18 protein-coding genes and 2 pseudogenes are annotated in these 22861 nt (G+C 54.3%); 5 read left to right on the forward strand and 15 right to left on the reverse strand.

Features of this window, described 5'->3' with window-relative positions:
- Positions 1 to 366 precede the first annotated feature (366 nt).
- A complete protein-coding gene (locus AC3WQH_RS03960; RefSeq protein WP_100228564.1) occupies positions 367 to 807 on the reverse strand; it encodes a hypothetical protein in 441 nt (146 codons plus the stop codon).
- Between the two features lie 230 nt (positions 808 to 1037).
- Between AC3WQH_RS03960 and AC3WQH_RS03965 the strand changes: the two are divergent.
- The 3 genes and pseudogenes from AC3WQH_RS03965 to AC3WQH_RS03975 all read left to right on the forward strand — a co-directional run.
- A pseudogene (locus AC3WQH_RS03965) lies at positions 1038 to 1205 on the forward strand (IS3 family transposase); the annotation flags it as partial.
- Between the two features lie 43 nt (positions 1206 to 1248).
- Positions 1249 to 2139, forward strand: a pseudogene (locus tag AC3WQH_RS03970) (aminotransferase-like domain-containing protein); the annotation flags it as partial.
- 457 nt (positions 2140 to 2596) lie between these two features.
- On the forward strand, positions 2597 to 3556 hold the full coding sequence (locus AC3WQH_RS03975) for a carbon-nitrogen hydrolase family protein (protein ID WP_005834566.1): 960 nt from the start codon (positions 2597 to 2599) through the stop codon (positions 3554 to 3556).
- A 123-nt stretch (positions 3557 to 3679) separates the two neighbouring features.
- On the opposite strand, the gene AC3WQH_RS03980 is transcribed toward AC3WQH_RS03975, so the two are convergent.
- The 4 genes from AC3WQH_RS03980 to AC3WQH_RS03995 form a co-directional block, all read right to left on the reverse strand.
- Entirely contained in the window at positions 3680 to 4798 is a 1119-nt protein-coding gene (locus tag AC3WQH_RS03980) for a YheC/YheD family endospore coat-associated protein (RefSeq protein ID WP_026557105.1), read from the reverse strand.
- Between the two features lie 59 nt (positions 4799 to 4857).
- Positions 4858 to 5766, reverse strand: coding sequence for an RluA family pseudouridine synthase (locus AC3WQH_RS03985; protein ID WP_007785344.1), 909 nt, complete (start codon positions 5764 to 5766; stop codon positions 4858 to 4860).
- Between the two features lie 29 nt (positions 5767 to 5795).
- Positions 5796 to 6143 (reverse strand): thioredoxin family protein, encoded by a 348-nt coding sequence (locus tag AC3WQH_RS03990; protein WP_005834571.1) that lies wholly within the window; start codon positions 6141 to 6143, stop codon positions 5796 to 5798.
- 93 nt (positions 6144 to 6236) lie between these two features.
- Positions 6237 to 7124: a LysR family transcriptional regulator gene (locus AC3WQH_RS03995; RefSeq protein ID WP_007785346.1), complete on the reverse strand. Its 888-nt coding sequence runs from the start codon at positions 7122 to 7124 to the stop codon at positions 6237 to 6239.
- A 115-nt stretch (positions 7125 to 7239) separates the two neighbouring features.
- On the opposite strand from AC3WQH_RS03995, the gene leuC reads away from it, so the two are divergent.
- Both leuC and leuD read left to right on the forward strand, forming a co-directional pair.
- Entirely contained in the window at positions 7240 to 8670 is a 1431-nt protein-coding gene (gene leuC / locus AC3WQH_RS04000; protein ID WP_025845610.1) for a 3-isopropylmalate dehydratase large subunit, read from the forward strand.
- Positions 8667 to 9260 carry a 3-isopropylmalate dehydratase small subunit gene (leuD, locus tag AC3WQH_RS04005; protein WP_005834576.1) on the forward strand — a complete coding sequence of 198 codons (594 nt, stop codon included), beginning with the start codon at positions 8667 to 8669 and terminating at the stop codon, positions 9258 to 9260. The genes leuC and leuD overlap by 4 nt, the downstream gene beginning before the upstream one ends.
- A 228-nt stretch (positions 9261 to 9488) precedes the next feature.
- On the opposite strand, the gene AC3WQH_RS04010 is transcribed toward leuD, so the two are convergent.
- From AC3WQH_RS04010 to AC3WQH_RS04055, 10 genes are all read right to left on the reverse strand, one after another.
- The gene (locus AC3WQH_RS04010) at positions 9489 to 10001 is read right to left on the reverse strand and encodes a GNAT family N-acetyltransferase (protein ID WP_025845614.1); all 513 of its coding nucleotides are present in this window, start codon (positions 9999 to 10001) and stop codon (positions 9489 to 9491) included.
- A gap of 109 nt (positions 10002 to 10110) precedes the next feature.
- Entirely contained in the window at positions 10111 to 11769 is a 1659-nt protein-coding gene (locus AC3WQH_RS04015) for an AMP-binding protein (RefSeq protein ID WP_492331916.1), read from the reverse strand.
- A 119-nt stretch (positions 11770 to 11888) separates the two neighbouring features.
- Positions 11889 to 12371 carry a hypothetical protein gene (locus AC3WQH_RS04020; protein ID WP_005834582.1) on the reverse strand — a complete coding sequence of 161 codons (483 nt, stop codon included), beginning with the start codon at positions 12369 to 12371 and terminating at the stop codon, positions 11889 to 11891.
- 93 nt (positions 12372 to 12464) lie between these two features.
- A complete protein-coding gene (locus AC3WQH_RS04025; protein WP_005834584.1) occupies positions 12465 to 12956 on the reverse strand; it encodes a YajQ family cyclic di-GMP-binding protein in 492 nt (163 codons plus the stop codon).
- Positions 12957 to 13001: 45 nt separating this feature from the next.
- Positions 13002 to 13790: an SDR family oxidoreductase gene (locus tag AC3WQH_RS04030; protein WP_238500603.1), complete on the reverse strand. Its 789-nt coding sequence runs from the start codon at positions 13788 to 13790 to the stop codon at positions 13002 to 13004.
- Between the two features lie 130 nt (positions 13791 to 13920).
- Positions 13921 to 17016: an efflux RND transporter permease subunit gene (locus AC3WQH_RS04035; RefSeq protein ID WP_310669797.1), complete on the reverse strand. Its 3096-nt coding sequence runs from the start codon at positions 17014 to 17016 to the stop codon at positions 13921 to 13923.
- A gap of 3 nt (positions 17017 to 17019) precedes the next feature.
- Positions 17020 to 18243, reverse strand: a complete 1224-nt coding sequence (locus tag AC3WQH_RS04040; protein WP_310669798.1) for an efflux RND transporter periplasmic adaptor subunit — start codon at positions 18241 to 18243, stop codon at positions 17020 to 17022.
- A gap of 255 nt (positions 18244 to 18498) precedes the next feature.
- The gene (gene pepF / locus AC3WQH_RS04045) at positions 18499 to 20310 is read right to left on the reverse strand and encodes an oligoendopeptidase F (protein WP_007785361.1); all 1812 of its coding nucleotides are present in this window, start codon (positions 20308 to 20310) and stop codon (positions 18499 to 18501) included.
- A 153-nt stretch (positions 20311 to 20463) separates the two neighbouring features.
- The gene (locus AC3WQH_RS04050) at positions 20464 to 21750 is read right to left on the reverse strand and encodes a UDP-glucose dehydrogenase family protein (protein ID WP_005834593.1); all 1287 of its coding nucleotides are present in this window, start codon (positions 21748 to 21750) and stop codon (positions 20464 to 20466) included.
- Between the two features lie 9 nt (positions 21751 to 21759).
- Positions 21760 to 22836, reverse strand: coding sequence for a glycosyltransferase (locus AC3WQH_RS04055; protein WP_005834594.1), 1077 nt, complete (start codon positions 22834 to 22836; stop codon positions 21760 to 21762).
- Positions 22837 to 22861 lie beyond the last annotated feature (25 nt).

Below are 22861 nucleotides of genomic sequence, written 5' to 3' on the forward strand. Positions count from 1 at the left end.
AAAAAGCATCGTAGGTGGTCAACTCGAAGATGAGCGTTTGCTCCAAAAATGGTCAACTTTTTGATTAGCATTCACAGATGTTATCCAAATGGATAAGGGTGAAGATACAGCTTGACAAGATAAGGGGGGATGACTCAAATCAAATTTCGGGGCTTGAATATTTGGCACTACTATCTTCAACTATCGAATCCAGTTAACTAACCAAAAGCTGCCGTTAAAACTTAGGCAGCCTTTTCAATTCTTCTGTTATTCTTAGCTTGTTTTTTATTGTATTCAATTTTGTGAGGGAATAATAATTTCTCTCCAGAAACATCTTGATTAATTACGTTAAATAGAAAATTACGAATGATTTAAGTCTCTTTATAATCATCCAACGTAATCCTCAATCTCAAGTAGACAGGAAAGTTCATAAGACTGAATACCATGTACTTCGTTCTCAAAATCCACTTCACATTTCATCGACATTCTTATGGAGCGATCCGTTCTCTCCCCGAATTCCATGTTAGTAACGCAGACTGGACTATGGTAATAGGACAAATAAATTGACGCATCAGGCATAGGAACTTCGTAATCCTCGAAAGCGACGTCGGTAAACTCGTAAGCCTTATTCTCCAAATCCCTCCAACTCCGAACACCTGGCAATTCACGAAAATCAATACTGATCTTTGTATGTATTGGGTTATCTATACATTCATTTCCTTCCAGCTCAAATGGGCTCAAATTTACTTCGATTGAATGATATAACTTCCCATCAAATAAATTTGAGGAGTATTTACCACCAATTGCTACTAGTTTTACAGGTTTCATGACTACCCCCAGCATTTTCACGATTTTTTTGCAGTAATTAGTTTGATTATACATCCAAAAGTTGGATTTTTCATCAGATAAAAAACGCTCACTCTGGCTAAAAAATGAAAGTTTAGCGCAAGGCCGATGCACACTTGTTTAATGAAAAAAGTGGATCAGCTACACTAAATTGGATAGAAAAATAAGGGCTTGGAGAATAAACCTATCATGTTACGGAGCGGAACTCTACAATGCCAAAACAACGACGACGTACCTTTACCTCAGAAACAGAGTTTGTGAATCAGATGAACTCGCAGAATCTCCGTCATCTGGAGCTGGAATTATACGATTACGTGAACTGGTTTAACAAGCATCGCATTCACGAAACCTTAGACTACATGACGCCTGTTCAGTATCGCCAAGAAGCCCTAAAAAAATTGTCTGATTTGCTGTTGACAATCCACCTCTGGAGCACAGCAGGCTCTATATTTAATTGTCCAGTGCTTGCTTCAACCAGGGGATGCAGTTGCGATTGAAGATCCTTCATATTGCTATTCGCTGCCCTTATTTAAATCAGCTGGACTAAGACCCTTTTTGTTACCTGCTGATAATCATGGGATTAATCCGGATGATATCGTGCAATTGCATAAGCAGCATCGCATAAAAATGGTATTTCTTAACCCCAATTTTCAAAATCCCAATGGGTCGTTACTCGACCTGGAACGTAGAAGAAGGGTACTGGAAATTTCGTCTTACTACGGAATACCGATTATTGAGGATGATCCATATAGTTTAACTGCTTTTGATAAAACACATATTTCAACGTTAAAATCCATGGACCAAAATGGTACCGTTCTCTACGTCAGTTCTCTAAGCAAAATCGTCGCGTCAGGATTGCGAATCGGATGGATTTTTGGCCCACAAACAGTAATTGAACGCTTGGCGGATGCAAAACAACAAATCGATTTTGGACATAGCATTATTCCTGAATGGATCGCAACCCAGTTTTTATCGTCTGAGGATTTCTCGATACATATGCACAAGCTTCGTGACTCACTCGCATTGAATAGAGACAAAATCGTTTTCTCGTTATATGACCAACTTGATGACCAGGTAGAGTTTCTAATACCTGAGGGAGGCATTCATATCTGGTGCAAAGTGAAGGAAGACGTTAGCGAACAACAATTATTTAAGGAGGCAATCAAAAGAGGAGTTGTTTATGTACCTGGAAGTGTGTTCGGGACACAGAAAGGATATGCTCGCTTTACATTCGGCCGAGCTAAGGAAGAACATATACATGAAGCAATTTCTCGCTTTGCAGATGCATTACGTAGTTTCAAAAAAGGCAAATGATATCTCATAAGCAAGGGCTGCCCAAAAGCAGGTTTTCTACTGGCAGGTAGCAGCCATTTTCTTTATCGCTTTGTTGAACAGGTAGGTTGTGATTGCAGTGGATGGTTTAATCGATATAACATTGGATGGTTTGTTTTCATACTTTTTCTTTTATCATAGATAGCAAGTCGGGATTCATTGAGGAGTGATCGTACTTGACTATTTAAGACAAAAAAGAATCCAAGATCAAAATGCTCAAACGACCAGAGGGTGCTCAGCCTGAGTTGTTACTGCATTTCGAATTTGCTAGAAACAACGGTTATTATCTGGAGATTAAAGAAGGATATTGGCGGGCCGAAGCATGGAAGGAGGAAGGGCTCAGGCGAATATTAGCCCATGAAAACGAATGGATGCCATGATTGCAACGCTTTCCCATTATTACTCTGAAAAAATTTAAAAATAAGGGGAACTTACTAAAATGAATAGAAGAGCTATATGTGTAGCAGTTGTCCAATCCGCACCTATTCTTTTTAACAAGCAATCATCCTTGGACAAAATTGTAAGGATGACGAAGGAAGCTGCTGGAAAAGGAGCGAATTTAGTTGTCTTTCCGGAAGTTTTCTTGCCGGGTTATCCGAGAGGGTTATACTTTGGTACACGTGTCGGGAGCCGGAATACCGCTGGACGAAGTGACTGGGAACGATACTGGGAAAATTCGATTGACGTACCTGGCGTAGAAACGGAGCTTCTAGGTGAGCTTGCCAGAGAGACCGGAGTCTATCTAGCTATAGGCGTCGTGGAACGGGATCGGGAATTCAGTAGAGGAACTTTATACAATTCCATTGTGTATATAGGCCCGGACGGGAATGTTCTGGGCAAACACAGAAAACTCGTGCCAACAGGTTCTGAGCGACTGTTATGGGGGCAAGGGGATGGAAGCACGCTAACGGTCATCGATACTCCCTTCGGAAGAATTGGCGGTTTGATTTGCTGGGAAAATTACATGCCGCTTGCTCGAACAGCCATGTACGCTCAAGGGATTGACATCTTTATTACTCCTACGGCAGATGCCCGAGACACCTGGCAGGCCACTATACAGCATATTGCCTGTGAAGGGCGTTGCTTTGTTATTTCCTGCAACCAGTTCGTGACTAAAGATACGTATCCGACAGACTTGGCTTGTTACGATGACATTAGGCAGGACCCCGACATTTTATGCAGAGGGGGCAGCGCCATCGTTGGACCACTTGGGGAATATATTGTGGAACCTCTTTATAATCAGGAAGGCATTCTGATTGCAAATCTGGATCTTTCCTTGGTCACGCAAAGCCGATATGATTTCGATGTGGTAGGCCATTACAGTCGTCCTGATGTATTCCAATTAATCGTCAATCGTCAAAAACAGGACATTGTTCGGGTTTCAAAAATGGATGAGTGACGGCATACTGTTTGGAAAGAATTTTTGGAGATTTCTCCCAAAAACTTCCTACTGCCTCCCCCCACACGCACACCAAACAGCCGATGCTTTATCAGCTCGGCTGTTCCTACGTTTGCGTCTTCCCTACCGACTTGCCACTTTACGCTTCAAAAAAGGCTCCCGTCCTTCGCGCCCCTGCGTTTTTACCAAATAGAGCGCGTACTCCAGCGGCCGCCGGATCGCCTGTCTGTACTGCTCGGTCGCGCCCATCTCGCGAAAAATTTCCCGCGCGGGCTTTGGGTTCACTTCGATCAGCCAGGCGCGTCCATCCACGTCAATCCCGATATCCAGCCCAAACTCGACCATGCGGCCAAAATGTTCCTCCAGCGTCAACGCTGTCTGATAGGCCAGCTCCTCGCAGTCGCGGACAATCCGGGCAGCGTGGTCCTCGCCGAAGCGCGGGCGCAAGAAATCAAACACCGGAACCGCCTTGCCTCCCCCGTGCAGGTTCGAGGTCGCGCTGCGCTCCCCGCCCACACGGATGCCATGCCCGGTGATGCTCCACTCGCCCTGCCCGTTTTTCTGGATCAGCAGCCGCATGTCCACGGCGCGCGATGGCACCAGTTGCAGATACAGCCCCTGCTGGACGATAAACTTTTCCTGCCTCGTCCAGCGATCGGCCCAGCGCTGGACGGCGGAAATGTCCGTGAAAAAGCTCTGGACCTTCGCCCGCTGCTTGTCGCGTCCCAGCAGCCGATAGCCGCCCCCGCGCTTCTCGATGGAAAAAAGATTGCGCCCGCCCGTCCCGTTCAGCGGCTTGACGTACAGAAACGAATGTTTGCCCAGCATTTGGACGAGGTTTTTTCTGTTATATAACACAGTTTCCGGCAACCAGCGATGCATGCGCGAATCGCGGTGCAGCACTTCGTGGACGCGCCACTTGTTTGCCAACCGATTGTTTGCGTATAAAAAATCGCTGGTGCGGCGAAAAGCGACGTAGTCTTTGAACGCTTGCGTCGGCGTATAGCGGTAGCGGTCGAACACGGCGTCCGGGCGAGGGAACAGGCGTCCTTGCCATTTGCCCTGCGCATCCAGGACGTATCCTCTCACCTGCTTGCCCGAGGCCAGTACATCCTTGGGCGAAAACAAAAAAACGGTGCAGCCCAGTTCTTGTCCTGCCTTGAGCAGTCGCCGGAAATAGGTCGGCTCTGCGAAGCGTTTGCCCTCCCGCCAAGTCAAGATGCCGATTGTGGGTCGTTTCATTCTTCCACCCTCTCTCGTTTCCTCCTTGGCAGTTTATTCAGCAGCGGGGCAAATGGCGCTTATCGCAGCTTCTTTTCCAAGGCGAGCAGATCGAGCGGAAGCGGCGCGTACGCTTCCACGGCTTCGCCTCCAAACGGATGCGCAAGCGTGAGAACGGCCGCGTGCAGCGCCTGTCTTTTGACCAGATCGCGCTTGCCGCCGTACAGCTCGTCGCCGAGCAGCGGATGGCCGAGATGGCTCATGTGGACGCGAATCTGGTGCGTCCGTCCCGTCTCCAGCCTGCACTCCACCTTTGTCGCGGTCTTGTAGCGCTCCTTGACCTCGTAATGGGTGATCGCGGGGTCGCCGTTTGGAGCCACTCGTCTGCGTGTCGCATGATACCTGTCCTTGCCGATTGGCTCGTTGATCTTTCCGCTGCCCTTGGCCATTTGCCCCGAGACGAAGGCGATATACGTCCGCTTGATTTTGCGTTCGCGCAGCATTTCGTCCAGCAAGGCAGACGCCCAGGCGTGCTTGGCGTACAGCACCACCCCGGACGTATCCTGATCGAGCCTGTGGACGTGGCGCACCTTCGCTTGCAACCCCGTCCGGAAAAAATGCCCCGACACCAGATGGTCCAGCGTCAGATGATGGTGCGGCTCGGTTGGATGCAACAGCATGCCCGAAGGCTTGTTTACGATTAACAGATGGTCGTCTTCATACAACACTTGCAGCGACTCGCTGGCAGGCGCAAGCCCCAGCGGCTCCGGCGGACACATTCGCAGGCGAATCTCTTGCCCCTCTCTTACCGGCACATGCTGGGCGACAGGTGCGCCGTCTACGAGCACTTCTTTATGCTGAAACAAAAGATGGACCTGCTTGCGCGGCAACTTCCACACCTCGCGCAGCAGGTTCCCGATCGGGATGGCGTCGTCGTCCGCCTGCAAGCGGGCAACGAGCCATTCTCCTTCCTTTTTCATCGATCGCATGGTCAATCTCCTGCCTTGTGTTCGTGCTGTCACGCCTCTGTGAGTCCGCTATTCACCTGAACGGCGCGGTCGAGAAAATGCTCGATCTCCTCGCGGCTTTTTCCGAGCTTGCTGACGAAGCGGATCAGTTCTTTGCCCTGGCTGAACGCGATGAAGCTGGGGATTCCGAACACATCGTATTTCTGCGACAGGTCTGGCAGCGTATCGCGATTGACCGCAACCATGTCCAACTGGTCTTTATACTTTTCTTCGACTTCCGGCATGAACGGATCAATCCGGTGGCAATCCGGGCACCAATCGGTGAAAAACTTCACCACAACGGGCTTGCTGGAAGCAATCGCCTGTTCAAATTCTGCTTCTGTCTTGATTTCTCTCATTTCGGGATCTTCCTTCCTACCTAGAATGATTTGGCAATAGTGTAGCACAAAAAATGCGCGTTTGTCGCACGAGGCCGACACTTCTCCTGTAAGCTACAGGGCGCCGCCCTGCTCCACCAAACATCGCACAAACGCTTCTGCCGGGCGAGACAGCGGCTTGTCCTTGCGATAGGCGACGACGAGCGTCCGATACGGCCTTGTCGCAAGCCGCACGTAAACAGGCGGCTCCAGCGTGCCCGGCGCGAGCGTAATCATTTTCGGCGCAAACGACAGCCCCATCCCCGCCGCCACGAGCGACTGGACTGTCTGGATGTTGGTGCTCTCAAACACGATGCGCGGACGGAAGCCAGCCTGCTCGCACAGCCGCAGAGAGATCGTCCTAAAGCCTTGGCCTTCCTTGAGCAAAATAAACGGTTGATCCGCAATCTCCGCCAGGTCTACCTCCTTTTTGCCCGCCAAAGGATGCTGCGGTGGAACCGCGAGAAAAATTTCTTCATTGATGGCCGGGATGATCGCAAGCGAAGGATCGCTGATCGGCATCGTCAGCAGGCTGACATCTATTTTGCCCCGCACGAGCAATTGCTCCAGATGGCTGGACGTTTCCTCCATCAGTTGCAGTTCGACTCCCGGGAACTGCTTGGTAAACGTCGGCAGTACGCGCGGCAGCACATACGCGCCTGTAATCGGCAGGCTGCCTACCAAAAGCCGTCCGCTCTCTCCGACCGCATAAGCGCGCATCTCCCGCTCCAGCCCTTCGGACATGTCCACGAGCGTTTGCGCGACCTGCACGAACCGTTGGCCCGCATCCGTCAGCTCCACATGCTGGGGCAAACGATGGAACAGGCTGACCCCGAGTATTTTTTCCAGTTTGGCAATCTGCTGGCTAAGCGACGGCTGAGCCAGATGCAAACGGTTGGCTGCCCGCGAAAAGCTGCGTTCCTCCGCAACCGCAAGCACATAACGAATCTGTCGTAACTCCATAAAAACCTCCCGATAGGCAAAAGCTATCCTTCTCATAATTATTATATCTTTGAACTATTTCCTTTGCCATGATACAACCTTGTTAAGAGTTTTCGCACGAAGGAGGAAATCATTGATGAAACCCCGCACGATGTTTGAAAAGATTTGGGACAATCACGTGATTCACGAGGAAGCCGGCAAGCCGACCTTGTTGTACATCGACCTGCACCTGGTGCACGAGGTCACTTCCCCGCAGGCGTTTGAAGGACTCCGCCTGGCTGGCCGCAAAGTACGCCGTCCTGAGCTGACTTTTGCCACCATGGACCACAACGTGCCGACAGCGGACCGCTTCAATGTCAAAGACCCGATCTCCCGCCAGCAAATGGAGACGCTGACCGAAAACTGCCGCGAATTTGGCATTACGCTCGCTGACCTGAACAGCCCGGACCAAGGGATCGTCCACGTCATCGGCCCGGAGCTTGGCCTGACCCACCCCGGCAAAACGATCGTGTGCGGCGACAGCCACACTTCTACGCACGGTGCTTTCGGCGCTCTCGCCTTCGGAATCGGAACGAGCGAGGTCGAACACGTTCTCGCGACACAGTGTCTGCCGCAGTTGAAGCCAAAAACGATGGAAGTCCGCGTGAACGGCGAGCTGCCCTTTGGCGTCAGCGCAAAAGACTTAATTTTGGCGATTATCGCAAAATACGGAACTGATTTTGCTACCGGCTATGTCGTGGAATATACGGGCGAAGCCATCCGCAAGCTGACGATGGAAGAGCGCATGACCGTCTGCAACATGACGATCGAGGGCGGCGCACGCGCCGGGCTGATCGCTCCGGACCAGACGACGTTCGACTACCTGAAAGGCAGACGCTACGTTCCGCAAGGCGAAGATTTCCTCGCAGCCGTAGAAGCGTGGAAGCAACTGTGCACCGATGAAGGCGCAACCTACGACACCTGTGTCGAAATCGACGCGGCTACCATCGCGCCGCAAGTGACCTGGGGAACAAGCCCTGGCATGGGCACCAACATTACCAGCACCGTTCCAGACCCCGAGTCTTTTGAAACAGCAGCACAACGCAAAGCGGCTCAAGACGCGCTCGCCTACATGGATTTGGCTCCAGGCACGCCGATGAGCGAAATCAAGATCGACCGCGTCTTCATCGGCTCCTGTACAAACGGTCGGATCGAAGACTTGCGCAAAGCAGCGGAAGTGGCAAAAGGACGCAAAGTCTCCCCTAACGTGCACGCCATGGTCGTCCCTGGTTCCCAGGCTGTCAAGCAGTTGGCAGAAGAAGAAGGCTTGCACCTCATCTTCCAGGAAGCCGGCTTTGACTGGCGCGAATCCGGCTGTTCCATGTGCCTCGCGATGAACCCGGATGTCCTGTCGGAAGGAGAGCGCTGCGCTTCTACCTCCAACCGCAACTTCGAAGGCCGCCAGGGCCGCGGCGGACGCACGCACCTGGTCAGCCCGGAAATGGCGGCAGCGGCAGCGATTGCAGGCCACTTCGTAGACGTACGTGAATGGAAAAGAGAGAGCGTAAGCAAGGAGGTATTCCAATGAACCCATTTGTCGTCCATACCGGACTGGTCGCACCATTGGACCGTGTCAACGTAGATACAGACGCCATCATCCCGAAACAGTTCCTCAAGCGCATCGAACGCAGCGGCTTTGGCCAGTTTTTGTTCTACGAATGGCGCTTTGCGGCCGATGGCACGCCGATTGACTCGTTTATTTTGAACACGCCAGCGTACAAAGATTCGACCGTGCTGCTCGCTCGCAACAACTTCGGCTGCGGCTCGTCGCGCGAGCACGCTCCCTGGGCCTTGCTGGACTACGGCTTCCGCTGTGTGATCGCTCCGTCGTTTGCGGACATTTTTTACAACAACTGCTTCAAAAACGGCATCCTGCCGATCAAGCTCAGCGAAGAACAGGTAGATGAACTGTTCCAGCGCGCGCAAAGCCGCGAAAATTACGAGCTGACCATTGACCTTGAGGAGCAGGTAGTGCGCGACAGCGAAGGTCTGTCCTACCCGTTCGAGGTCGATCCGTATCGCCGCTACTGCCTGCTGAACGGCCTCGACGATATCGGCATCACGTTGCAGTACGAAGACAAAATCGCCGCTTACGAGGCAAGCCGTCAAGCTCGTTAAGCTGGCCCACGAAAAAAAGTCCGTCTCATAGCGAAGCGAAGGCATGCAAGCTGTTCATGCCTTCGCTTTTTTGCTTGGATCCGCTGTTTTCCCCCGATGGGGCACCAAGGTCGGACGGAGGTTCGCATCCCCCCGCCTCCACCAACCGATGGGGGGAGACTGTCACATGCACGGGGCCATGCGACCCGCGTGGCCGCTTCGGCGTGCCGTCATCACGTACGGCAACTGTCAATCGTGCAACAGCATGTACATATGCGTCTCGTCGACGTAGCGCTCCCCTGTTTTCAACGCCCGTTTTTCCAAGCCGTACGGCAAAAAGCCCATTTTTTCGTAAAAGCGCACCGCGCCGGGGTTTGTCGTGACAACGGCAAGCTGTACCTGGTCGATGTCGCCCCGCTGTCTCAAATAGGCCAGCTCTTCTTGCATCAGCGCGGCCGCAACTCCTGTTCCGCGATGCGCTTCGCGGACGTACATGGATACGACGGAAGCTTTGTGTCTCGCTTTCAGTCCGCGGTGCCGGAAATAGCCGATGATGCCCGCCAGCTCGCCCCCGACAAAAGCGCCGAAATAGCCGCTGTCGCCCTCAGGCCCCTGGGAAAGCCGTTCCTGCCATTCGGCCATCGGGCGCTTGATTTCCTCTTCATAGGTGGCGCCGAACGCGTCCGGGTCGGTTTGCAGCCCTTCCAGCCTTACTTTGACGAACGCTTCTGTATCCTCTGGTCCCAGTCGTCGAACTTCCATCTTTTGCTTCCCCTCTCCTAGCATTTCCACTCATCATAGTAAAGAGTTGCTAGGTTGTAAAGGATTGCCACAACAAAACGCCAGGAAAATATCCTGGCGCTTCGTTTGCTTACGCTAGCTCGGTCTGGGCGGGATCTGTGAGGCCAAACGTCGCCAGCGCCTGTTCACGCAGCTTGAATTTTTGAATTTTGCCGGACGCCGTCATCGGGTATTCGTCCACAAACTGAATGTAGCGCGGCGTCTTGAAGCGGGCGATTTTTCCTTCGCAGTATGCCAGCACTTCCTCCTCGGTCAATGTCTCTCCCGGCTTGACGCGGATGCAGGCCAGCACCTGCTCGCCGTATTTGGCATCCGGCACGCCGACGATCTGGACGTCTAATATTTTCGGATGAGTGTACAAAAACTCCTCGACTTCGCGCGGGTAGATGTTTTCGCCGCCGCGAATAATCATGTCCTTCAGCCTGCCTGTAATCCGGTAATACCCTTCCTCGTCTACGGTCGCCAAGTCTCCGGTATGCAGCCAGCCCTCTTCGTCGATCGCCTTTGCCGTCTGGTCCGGCATGTTGTAGTAGCCTTTCATCACCAAATACCCGCGCGTGCACAGTTCGCCCTGTACACCAGGGGGGACAATCTCTCCCGTGGCAGGGTTAATGATTTTCGCCTCGACCCCTTCGTGCAGCCGGCCGACGGTCGATACCTTGCGCTCGATGGAATCCTCCGGCCGCGTCTGGGTGATGACAGGCGAAGACTCGGTCTGTCCGTAGGCGATCGTAATGTCGCGAATGCCCATTTTGTCCACGACTTTTTTCATCACCTCGATCGGGCACAAGGACCCGGCCATAATGCCCGTGCGCAGCGAGCTGAGGTCGCGCTGTTCAAAAGTCGGATGGTTCAGCTCCGCGATGAACATCGTTGGCACCCCGTACAGCGCCGTGCAGCGCTCGGCTTCGACAATCGACAGCACCAGCCCCGGATCAAAGGCGATGACCGGAACCATCGTCGCTCCCGTCGCAACGCAGGCGAGCGTGCCCATCACGCAGCCGAAGCAGTGGAAAAACGGCACCGGGATGCAGACGCGATCGTCTACCCCGAGTCCCTGACATTCCGCGACCTTGATCGCGTTGTTGACGATGTTGACGTGGGACAGCATGACGCCTTTCGGAAAGCCTGTCGTGCCGGACGTGTACTGCATGTTGATGACGTCATCGAAAGACAGCGACTCCTGGCGCAAACGCTGTTCTTCCTCGTTGACCAGCTCGGCTCGCTCCAACAAGTCTTTCCATAAAAACATGCCGGGCTGGCGCTCTTCGCCCAAGTAGACGACATTTCGCAAGTTCGGCAACCGCTTGGACACGAGAGCGCCGGGCTCGCACGTCGCAAGCTCCGGACAAATTTCCCGGATCATCTCCAGGTAGTTGGCGTCGCGATAGCCGTCGATCAAAAGCAATGTCGTCGACTCCGACTGGCGCAGCAAATATTCCAACTCGTGAACGCGATAGCTCGTGTTGACCGTCACCAGCACCCCGCCCATCTTGGCCGTCGCAAATTGCGAAATGACCCACTCCGGTACATTGGTGGCCCAGATGGCGATGTTTTCGCCTTTTTGAATCCCGAGCGACATGAAGCCTCGTGCCGCCCGGTTGCACACCTCCTGAAACTGGGCGAACGAATAGCGGAGCGATCGCTCCTGATAGACCAACGCTTCCTTGTCCCGATACAGTCTGGCTGCCTCATCCAGCAAGTTGCCAATCGTAATCATTCGCAGCATACAAGCACCTCCAAAACATTCAGACTATTCCATCTTTATTAACTAGGATTCGTTCCTTCCCATCATATTCCTTCTCGATAGAAAAAAGAAAAGCGTCCCCCAATCGGAACGCTTCCCGTTTACTTCACGACAATTTTTTGCGTCGCTTCCACCTTGTACGGCAGATGGTTGCTGTAGTTCAGCTCGACGCGAATCTCATGCTCGCCCTTCGGCAACTTTTTCAGCATGAACTCCGGATGGTAGATCATTCCTTTGGACTCGCCATCGAGGTACAGATGGGCGTGGCCTTTTCCATACACCGGCGTTTGCCCAAGCTCGCCGTTTTCCTGCACGAACTCGAAGTTTTGCGTCAAAAGCGATACTTCCGCTGTCGTTCCATCCACCTGTATATCCATGTTCAACGACGGCTTGGCTGCCCCTTCCGGCTGGGTCAACGGAGCACTGGCATTGGTCGTGGCCGGAACACTCGTGTCACCTGGACGATAGGAGTCAGAGACGTGCAACGGATCTTTGACCAATAGCACGATGCCCGCCACCAGAACAACCAGAAAGACGATTCCGCCCAAAATGAGATTGCGCATACTGATAATAAAGACCTTCATGTCTCTACTCTCCCTTTCGCAAGTGCTTGTCACTTATTTGTACATGCATATGCGAGAGGAAAGAGAGGTAGAAGCAAAACTTTGCTATAGCCGTCAGCGGTAGTTGATAAATTGCACCTCGAGCGGCAAATCCGCCTTGCGAATCGCACTGATGACTTGCTGCAGATCATCCTTGCTTTTGCCTGTCACGCGAATTTGATCGTCCTGAATTTGCGTCTTCACCTTCAGGCCGGCATCCTTAATAATGCCGTTGATCTTTTTGGCGTTGTCCTTGTCGATGCCCTGCACCAGCTTCACCCGTTGGCGCACGGTGCCGCCCGCTGCCGGCTCGACTTTTCCGTAGTCCAAATTTTTGATCGGCACGTCGCGCTTGACCAGCTTGCCCAGCAAAATGTCCTTGACCTGGCTAAGCTTGAAGTCGTCGTCGGAAACGAGGACGAGCTCGTCCTTTTCCAGTTTGATGCTGCTCTTGCTCCCCTTGAAATCGAAGCGGTTCTCGATCTCCTTCAAGGCGGTTTGAATGGCGTTGTTCACTTCGGCCAAGTCTACTTTCGAAACGATGTCAAACGAGCTTTCCTTGCTCATGCGTAGTTCCTCCTTCGCTTTTGCCTGTTTGGCGTTTTTTCGCTGCTAGATCGCCCGAACCAGTCCTCCGTCCACGAGGAAAGACTGCCCCGTGACATAGCTGTTGGCTGGCGATGCCAAAAACGTCACCATGCGCGCGAACTCATCCGGCTGGCCGTACCTGCCGACCGGGATTTGTTTTTCCCAGTTTTGCCGGACTTCCTCTGCGCTAATCCCTTGCCCCTGCGCACTCAGCCCGTCCAGTTGCTGCACCCGGTCTGTCGCAATTCGTCCCGGGCCGATCGTGTTGATGAGAATGCCATCCGGCCCCAGCTCAGCGGAAAGCGTTTTGGCCAGCCCCAGAACCCCTGTGCGAAACGTGTTCGACAAGATCAAGTTTTCCAGCGGCTGCTTGAACGAGGAAGACGCAAAGTTGACGATTCGCCCGAACTGCTTGGCGCGCATGTGCGGCAAAACAGCGCGGATCGCCCGGACGTAGCTCAACAGGTTCAGCTCGAAGGCCGAAATCCACTGCTCGTCCGTCAACTGGTCGAACTTGCCCGTCGCAGGTCCGCCCGAGTTGTTGACCAGTATATCTACGCTGCCGAAGTGGCGAACCGTTTCCTGCACGACTCGCTCGATGTCTCCCGGCTTGGTGACATCCACCGGAACGGCCAGAGGCGACTGCCCCGCTGCCTGCTCAATTTCGGCGCGCACGGCTTCCATCGCCTGCTCGTCTCTGCCGCAAATGGTGACATTCGCTCCCTCCTGCGCCAGGCAGAGCGCGGTCGCTTTGCCCAAGCCTTTTGACGAGGCGAGCACGAGGGCTGTCCTGCCCTGCAATTGAAGATCCATGTTCAACGCTCCTTTCGAGGTACGGTTTTGGTTTTGTATGTATCATCCTTGCTTTATATTCTACAGAACTTTCAGACGAACGAAAAGCAAAGAGAAGGGGAAAAGCACACTCCCCTTCTCTTTTTCGCCGTTACATCTCTTTGTGAGACGTGTTGCTGTTTTTGTTTTGCTTCGCGGTGCGCTTTGCCTCTCGTTTGGCCTGACGCGCTGCCTTGCGGGCGAGCCGTCTTTCTTTGGCTCCTTCAAACAACGAGTACAGCACAGGCACGAGCACCAGCGTCACCAGCGTGTGGAAGATCAAGCCGGAAATTACGGCTGTCGCGAGCGGTGCCTCCAGGTCGGAGCCTTCCGCCATCGCCAGTCCCATCGGCAGCATCCCCAGAATCGCCGTCAGCTTCGTCATGATAACCGGGCGGACGCGGTCCTTCGTGCCTTGTACAATCGCTTCGGCGGTAGCCATCCCGCGATTGCGCAGCAGGTTGATCCGGTCGATCAGCAAAATCGCGTTGGACACGACGATCCCGACCAGCATGATAATCCCGATCATCGCCATTTCGCCAAACGTTCGTTGTGTAAGCACGAAGCCCATCACCACGCCGACCAAGGCCATCGGAATCGTCAGCAAAATAATGAACGGCTGCGAGAGACGGCCAAACTGCGCGACCATGATGACGTAGATCAACGCGAGCACGCCGACGAAGACGAAAATCCCTTGCGCGAGGTTGGCGCTTTGCTCTTTCAGCTTCCCGGCGATCTCCACCTTGTACCCGGCAGGAACGACCAGGCCCGGCAGCTTCTCATTGATTTCACGGCCAACCGTCCCCAAGTCGCTTCCTTGCATCTCGGCAGATACCGTTACGATCCGCTCGCCTTTTTCATGGATCAACGTAATCGGAGACTTGCTGTAGTACCAGTCCACGAGGTCAGCCAGCGGCACCTGGGCGCCGTCCTTGGCTGTCACCATCATTTGCTTGAGCTGTTCCGGGTGCTTCAGCCAGTCGTCCGGCATTTGGGCGACGACATCCACCTCGATTCCATCCTTCGTGATCGACGTGATCTGCTGGCTGCCAATCCATACGCTCAACTGCTGGAGCAAGGAGCGGTGGTCGACGTTCAGTCTGGCGAGCGCCTCCTGCTTCGGAATGAGCGTTACTTTTTCCTTGCCTTCTTTAAAGTCGTTGCGAATGTTGGTCAAGCCAGGTACGGTGGACAGCATGCCTTCCACATCGGTAGCGATTTTGCGCATTTGCTCCATATCATCCCCGATGATGTCGAGCTGGATCGGCGCCGAAGCCCCTTGCTGCCCGAACGTCATCGAGATGGATTCAATGCCCGGGATCGAGTTGAGGCGATCGTTAATATCGGCCGTCAACAGTTCTTTGTCGCGCGTGCGCTCTGATTTCGGCACGAGCGAAATGAAAATCTCCGACCCTGTGCTGGAGGAGAAGAAGAACACGTCTTTTACTTCCGGGATGCCGCGCAGCGCTTCCTCTCCGGTCAGTGCCGCCTTCTGTGCCCGCTCCAGGGTGGAGCCGGTAGGCATCTCCAGCGTGGCAAAAATGAAGTTTTCATTCGGGTTAATGCCTTGCCCCATCTTCATGAGCGGCATGAGGAAGCCCGCGCCGACAAACATCAGGAGCGCGACGATAATCGTCTTGACCCGGTGGCGCAAGGCCAGTCGCAAGAGGCTGTTAAACAACCGATTAACCACATGCTCTTTTCCTTCGCCTTCCAGCGCGACGTGTTTGTCTTTTTGCAAAAAACGATCGGAAAAGACGGGAACGAAAAAGAAAGCGGCGATGGTCGATGCGATAATGGCGGAAGATACCGTAAAGGCAATCGTCGCCAAAATCGGTTTGAGCCAGTCTTCAAAGTCAGCAAAGACGAGCGGCAAAAAGACGATGATGATCGTGAGCTGCGAGGTGAAGACCGGCGTCAAAACCTCTCGCGTTCCTTTGATAATCGCCTGCTTGAGCTCCTCGCCTCTTTCCCGGAAGTGGTAAATGCTCTCCAGGACGACGATTGCGGCGTCGACAATCAGGCCGACAGACAAGCTAAGCGAGAGCAGACTGACCATGTCGATGTTGTAGCCGCCGATTTTCATGGCGATAAACGTCATGAGCGCGGACAGCGGCAGCGTCGTCGCGATGACGAGCGTCACCCGCCAGTTGCGCAGGAACACGAACAAGATGATGATCGCCAACGCGCCACCGATCAAAACGTCACGGCTGAGATTGGTCACCGCATGCTCGATGTACGAAACGGCTTCGAACATGACTTTCATCTGGTATTTGCCATTCGCTTCCGCATTGATCCCGCGGACGACTTCCTCGACTTTGCGCTGGGTCGTAATCAGGTCGCTGCCATCCGCGCGCGAAACGCTCAAGTGCACGAATACGTTTCCGTTCGTCAGCGCTACCGAATCTTTCACTTTTCCACGCAAGTCCTCGACCGTCGCGAGCTGTTCCAACGTAACCGTGCCGTTTGGCGTCACAATCGGCAACGCGTTCAGTTCCTGAACCGAGTTGAACGTGTTGTCAATCATGACGACGGTGTCAAAGCCCGTGTTTTCCAGCGTGCCGATCGCTTGCTTCCAGTTCGTCTCCTGAAGCTGCGAGATCACCTCTGACGGGGTAGTCCGATACGCACTCAGCCTGTCTGGACGCAAAGTGATGGCGATCTTGTTTTCGAAGCTGCGGTCCGATACGGCGACTTCCTTCACCCCGGACACTTCCTCGATCCGGTCCTTGATCGTCGTTTTCGCCAGGCTGAGCATCGCCTGCGGATCGGCTCCGACCAGCGCGTAGTCGATCATTTGTTCATTCCCGAAGTTCATCTGGTTCACGCTGACGCTGTCAACGGCTTTCGGGAACCCGTTGCGCAAGCGGTTCACGGCATTTTGCACGTCCTGCTTGACTTTTTCGCCTTGCCCTTCCGTGGCCGTAATCTGCACGTTGACGTAGCCGGTACCTGTCGTAGACGAAAATTCTTTGATATCCGCAATCGATTTCAGTTCCTGCTCTACTTTTTTCGTAATCTTCTCTTCCATCTCTTCCGGAGGCAGCGCCCCACCTGAGATGTTGACGGAGAGCACGGGGAAGTTCGTTTTCGGAACCAGCTCAACGTTGAAGCTGAGCAGGGAGCCAAGACCGGCGATGACGAGCAAAAAGGTAAACAGATAGACGATCAGGCGCCGCTTCAGCAAAAAGAGAATCATCTTGTTCATGCGCTATTCTCCCTTCGCCTCTACTTTTTGCCCCTCGACGTAGAAAGTAATACCGCTGCGCAAAAGCTGGTCGCCTTCTTTGACACCCGAGAGAATCTCGATTTGATCGTCGACAATTTGTCCGGTTTTGACTTCCTTTTTCACGGTCAGGCCGTTTTCCACCGCCATGACGTAATGCTGGGTAGAGCTGACTCCGACGCTTTCCAGCGGTACGAGGAACCCGTTTACTTTGCGCGGCGCCTCAATCGTCGCAGCCATTCCCCCGCGCCAGAAGCCGTCTGGGTTCGGAATCGTCACTTCCACGCGGTACTTGCCCGTCTCCTTGCTCAAGACAGGCGAGACGAAGGTAATCGTGCCCTCGCTCTTTTTCCCGTCGTCAGATACTGCCTGCACCTTCGCCTTTTCCTGGAACTGGCTGATGAGATCGTTGGTGACGTCGAGCGTGACCTTCACTTCCGTCAAGTCGACCAGATGGACGATTTTCTCGCCTGGAGAAGCCTGCTCGCCAGTCTGCTTGTAAACGTCTACGACCGTTCCGGCAAAAGGCGCTTGAATTTTCGCATCATCCAGACTCTTTTTCGCCCGCTCCACCTGTCCGGCTGCCGCCTTGATCGAAGCGTTCGCCATCGCGATGTCCTCTGGCTGCGCTCCGCGTTGCAGCTCGGTGAGCGACAACTGGGCGTCGCGGGCGGAAATTTCCGCTTGGGTCAGGGCGCGGCGCAAATCATTTATTTCGGTTTGCGAAATAGCGCCTCCCGCGAACAGCTTCTCGCCTGCTGCGAGGTCTTGTTTCGCCTTTTCCAGACGGCTCTGGGCACTTTGCACTTGCAGGCGCTGCTGCTCGATCGCTTCTGCTGTCGCGCCCTTCAGCGCTTTCGTTTTGCGGGCGGCCGCCTCTTCTACCTGGCTGGCAGCGGCTTCGACTTCTTTTTGGTAGTAGCGCGAATCCAGTGTCGCCAAAAGCTGTCCTTGTGCAATCTTCATCCCTTTGCTCACCTGGATGGCCGAAATCGTTCCCCCAGTGCCAAAGGGCAGTTCCGCGTCGCGCTTTGCTTCCACCATTCCCGTTACCCGCAGGAAAACAGGTTGTGCTCCCTTCTGTACTTTGACGACCTCCACGACTTTCGCTTTGGCTTCCACCTGCGCCGGAGGCTCTGGTGCCGGTCCTCCGCAGCCGGCTGTAACCAGCAAGAGAGAGGCCATAATGATCGATGCCCGTTTTTTCACAATGATTCCTCCAAATGTTCACAATCATTCCCTTGCGTAATTGTGCCAGTTTTTACCTTTCCTGCAAAACAGTCAGTGGTTGGAAATTTGCCTCAGCCCCGAGACGGAGAACACAATCCCCACCAGTTCATAAGTATATACGAACAATATGCAGGACCGTTACCTTTTTTTGGACTTCTCGCTAAGATTTTGTAAAAAAAAGGAAAAGGCAGCCAAGCCCGATAGCTTGACTGCCTTTTCATGCGGTGACGCTGTTTAGTTTTCTGCGAGAAGCTGTTCCATTTCGTCCAGCAAGCCTTTGAACACGCTCAACGCTTCCGCGATCGGAGCCGGAGAAGCCATGTCCACGCCCGCCTTTTTCAAGAGATTGAGCGGATAGTCGGAGCTGCCGCCCTTGAGGAATTGCAGGTAGCGGTCCACAGCCGGCTGGCCTTCCTCCAAAATCTGTTTGGACAAGGACGTCGCGGCCGAAAACCCGGTGGCGTACTTGTAGACGTAGAAGTTGCGATAGAAGTGCGGGATGCGCGCCCACTCCAGGTCCACCTCGCTGTCCACGACCATCTCCGGTCCGTGGTAAGCGACGTTCAGCTCGCGGTAAATCGCGCTGAGCGAATCGGCTGTCAGCGGCTCTCCCTGCTCCTCCTTCTCGTGTACGATCTTTTCGAACTCGGCAAACATCGTTTGCCGGAAAACGGTGCCGCGGAATTGCTCCAGGTAGTAGTTGATTAAGTACATCCGCTGCTTTTTGTCTGTCGTGGTCTGCAGCAAGTGGTGCATCAGCAACGCTTCGTTGAGCGTCGAAGCCACTTCGGCCACGAAAATTTTGTAGTCCGCATACGTGTACGGCTGCGCCTGGTTGGAGTGGTAGCTGTGCAGCGCATGGCCCATCTCGTGCGCCAGCGTAAACATGTTGTTCACGTTATCCTGGTAGTTCATGAGCACGTACGGATGGGTCGTGTACGCGCCCCACGAATACGCCCCGCTCGTCTTTCCTTCGTTTTCGTGCACGTCGATCCAGCCGTTGGAAAAGCCTTCGGCAAGCACGCGGCCGTACTCTTCGCCGAGCGGATGCAGCGCTTCCTTGATCGTGGCTACCGCCTGGTCGTACGGGATTTTCATGTCGACCTCGGGCACGATCGGCACGTACAGGTCGTACATGTGCAGCTCCTCTACGCCGAGCAGCTTTTTGCGCAGAGCGATGTAGCGGTGCATGAGCGGCAAATGCTCGCGGATCGTCGAGATCAGATTGTCGTACACGGACAAGTCCACATTGTCCGAGAAAAGAGCCGCGTACAGCGCGGACGGATATTTGCGCGTCCGGGCGTAGAAGACGTCGCCTTTGATCGCAGAAGTCAGCGACGCCGCGATCGTATTGCGGAACTTGCCGTACGTGGCGTACAGCGCCTGGAAAGCTTCCTTGCGCACGCGTCTGTCCTTGCTCTCCATGAACTGCGTGTAGCGCCCTTTGGTCAGCTCGACCTCTTCGCCGTTTTCGTCCGTAATCATCGGGAACTTCATGTCGGCGTTGTTCAGCATGCCAAAAATTTTGGTCGGGGCAGAAGCCAGCTCGCTCATGTTCGCCAGAAGCGCCTCTTCTTCCGCGGAAAGCGTATGCGGCTTGAAGCGCGTAATCTCTTCCAGCAAAATCCGGTAATGCGCGAGTCCCTCTGTTTCCTTGATCCACTTCTCCAGCTCTTCTGTCGGGATCGCCAAAATCTCCGGCTGTATGTACGCGATTGCCCCGTACACTTGCGTGCTGAGGCTGGTGGCACGGTCAGTCAGTCCCTGATACGTGCTGTTCGCATTGTCCTCGTCGCGGCGCATGCGCGCGTACACGTACACGGTATCGAGCGTCTTCAGCAGCTCGTCCTGCAAGGTCAGCGCTGCGAGCAACTGCTTCCCGGACTGCGCCAGCGTCCCTTTCAGAGCGGCAATCTGCTCGGTCAGTTGCTTCGCCTTTTGCACATCCTTTTCCCAGTCCGCGTCGGTCGCGTAAATATCCTCCAACCGCCACTTGTATTCAGCGGGGACGTCACTTCGTTTTGGCAATGTTTTGCTTTTGTTCACCGCGATCACTCCCTCGTCATTTGCACAAGAATGGTCAAATCATTCATATGTGACTATCCTACCGTATTATGCCATCTTGTTCAAATCATTAGCACAGTTGGCACCTGCTTTTTCGCGGCAAAAGAAAAAAGCTGAGCTTCTCCTGCGGAAAAGTCAGCTTTTTCCTACGCCCACATAGCGAAATCCGGCTTCCTTGACGATTTTGGCCGGCCACGCATTGCGTCCGTCCAGCAAAACGGGCTGGGCCATCTTTTGGTAGACCTGTTCCCAATCGAGCTGCACGCACTCTTTCCACTCGGTAATTAAAAGCGCGGCATGTGCGCCTTGCACGGCTTCTTCGGCTGTCTTGGTGTACGTAACGTTCGGAAACTTCTGCCGCACGGCGTCGGTTGCGATCGGATCGTAGGCGAAAACCGCAGCTCCCTTTTCCTCCAGCGCTTGCAGGACGGCCAGGGACGGCGCCTCGCGAATGTCGTCCGTATCCGGTTTGAACGCCAATCCGAGTACCGCGATCCGCTTGCCGCGACAGTCCGGAACGAACGGTTGCAACTGCTGCAAAAACCAGACGGGCTGCGTGGCGTTGACTTTGCGCACTTGCTCCAAAATACCGAGCGAGATGCCGTTTTGCGCAGCGAGCTGCAGCAAGGCAATCGTGTCTTTCGGAAAACAGGATCCGCCATAGCCGACGCCCGCCCGCAAAAACTCCGGCCCGATCCGGCTGTCCAGCCCCATGCCGTGCGCGATCGTCACGATATCGGTTCCCAGTGCCGCGCTCAGCCGCGCCAGCTCATTCATGAAAGAAATGCGCGTCGCCAAAAAGGCGTTGGAGGCGTACTTAATCAGTTCGGCGTTCGCGCGGGTCGTGACCACGCGCGGAGCGTCCACCCCCTTGTACAGCTCCTCCATGACCTCTCTCGTTTCCGGCTCGCCCGCTCCAATGACAATCCGCGAAGGCGCCAGCGCGTCGTACAGCGCACTGCCCTCTCGCAGAAACTCCGGATTGGACGCGACCGACAGCTCCCCGCAGCCGCTGAGCAGCTCGGCAACCTTGTCGCCCGTCCCCACTGGCACCGTGCTTTTGACGACTACGACTCGCCTTTTCGGGGAGGCTTGATGCATCTGTTCGATCGCAGCTACGGCACTGTACAAATAGCGCAAATCGGCGGTCCCGTCAGCCGCTTCCGGAGTGCCGACGCAAACAAAGAAAACGTCCGCGTCTGCTGCCTCCTGCAGCTTCGTGGAAAAAGCGAGGGTGCCGTTTTCCAGCACCTGTTTCAGCGCTTCCTCCAACCCGGGCTCGTAGATGGGCGAGATTCCTTGCCTCAGTTTGACAATTTTGGCTTCGACCAGATCGATGCCGATCACCTGATGGCCGTTCATGGCCAGGGAGACAGCGGTTGTCAGCCCTACGTAGCCGGTACCGATAACGGCAACTTTCATCACTTCACCTCATCGTTTTTTCATCACACGCAAATAAAGCTCCTCCAGTTTGAGACGCTGCTGGTGAATATCGTGGTTTTTCTCCACCTTCATCCTCGCCCGCGCCGTCATTTCCGGCCATTCGTGCGCGGATGCGAGCACGTGGTTTATCATCCGTCCGAGCTTCGCCGGAGAGCGCTCCGGGACGAGATAGCCGGACTCCCCGTGCTCCACCAGTTCGGGAATGCCCGCGTGATACGTCGAAATGACGGGCCTGCCGGACGCCATCGCTTCCATCAGCACGTTCGGGATGCCTTCCTGGTCGCCGTTTTTGGCCGTTTTGCAGGCGATGACAAACAGATGGCATCGCGCCAGCTCGCGCTGCACCGCTTGATGCGGCAAAGCGCCCTTGAGGACGACTTGCTTTTCCAGCTTGTATTTTTTAATCATGCTGCGCAGCTTTTTCTTTTTCTCGCCGTCGCCGACGATAATCAGCTTGGCCTTCGGATGCTTTTTGTGCACCTGCACGAACGCCTGGATTAACGTGTCCATGCCTTTTTTCTCCGTCAGGCGGCCAACGCTGAGCAGCCGGTACTCGCCATCGTGGACCGGCTGGGGCGGCAGCATCGGAAATTTGCGCAGATCAATGCCGGAGCGGATCAGCGTGATTTTGTCGCCCGAGCAGCCCAGGCGGATCAGCCGCTTTTTCATATGATTGCTGACGACGGTAAACGCCTTGCCTTTGCGAAACAGTCGCTTCAGCGAGCGGCGATAGCCCGGATTTTCCCGCACGCGCTTGGTCGCATCGAAGCCGTGAAAAGAAGTAATCAACGGCAGTCCCGCCTTTTTGGCGTACGGAAGCAGCTCCAGGCCAGCCGGGCCAAACCGCGCATGCAAGCATTTGATCTTTTTTCGCTTCAGCCACCCGGAGAGGCCCGCCATTGCCTTGCGCACATAGACCGGCGAGTACGGAAACTGTTTGCGGTTGAACGGCCGCTGTCTGGTCAGCACGACAGGTTTGACTCTCTGGTGCCCAAGCAATTGCTCGTAGATGAAGGTTTCGCTTCGGGGCAGGAATTTTCTCCGATAGACGAGGACCCGATGCATGCAACTGGCCTCCTATTTTCGAGTT

Source organism: Brevibacillus sp. FW301-21C12A (assembly GCF_058788915.1).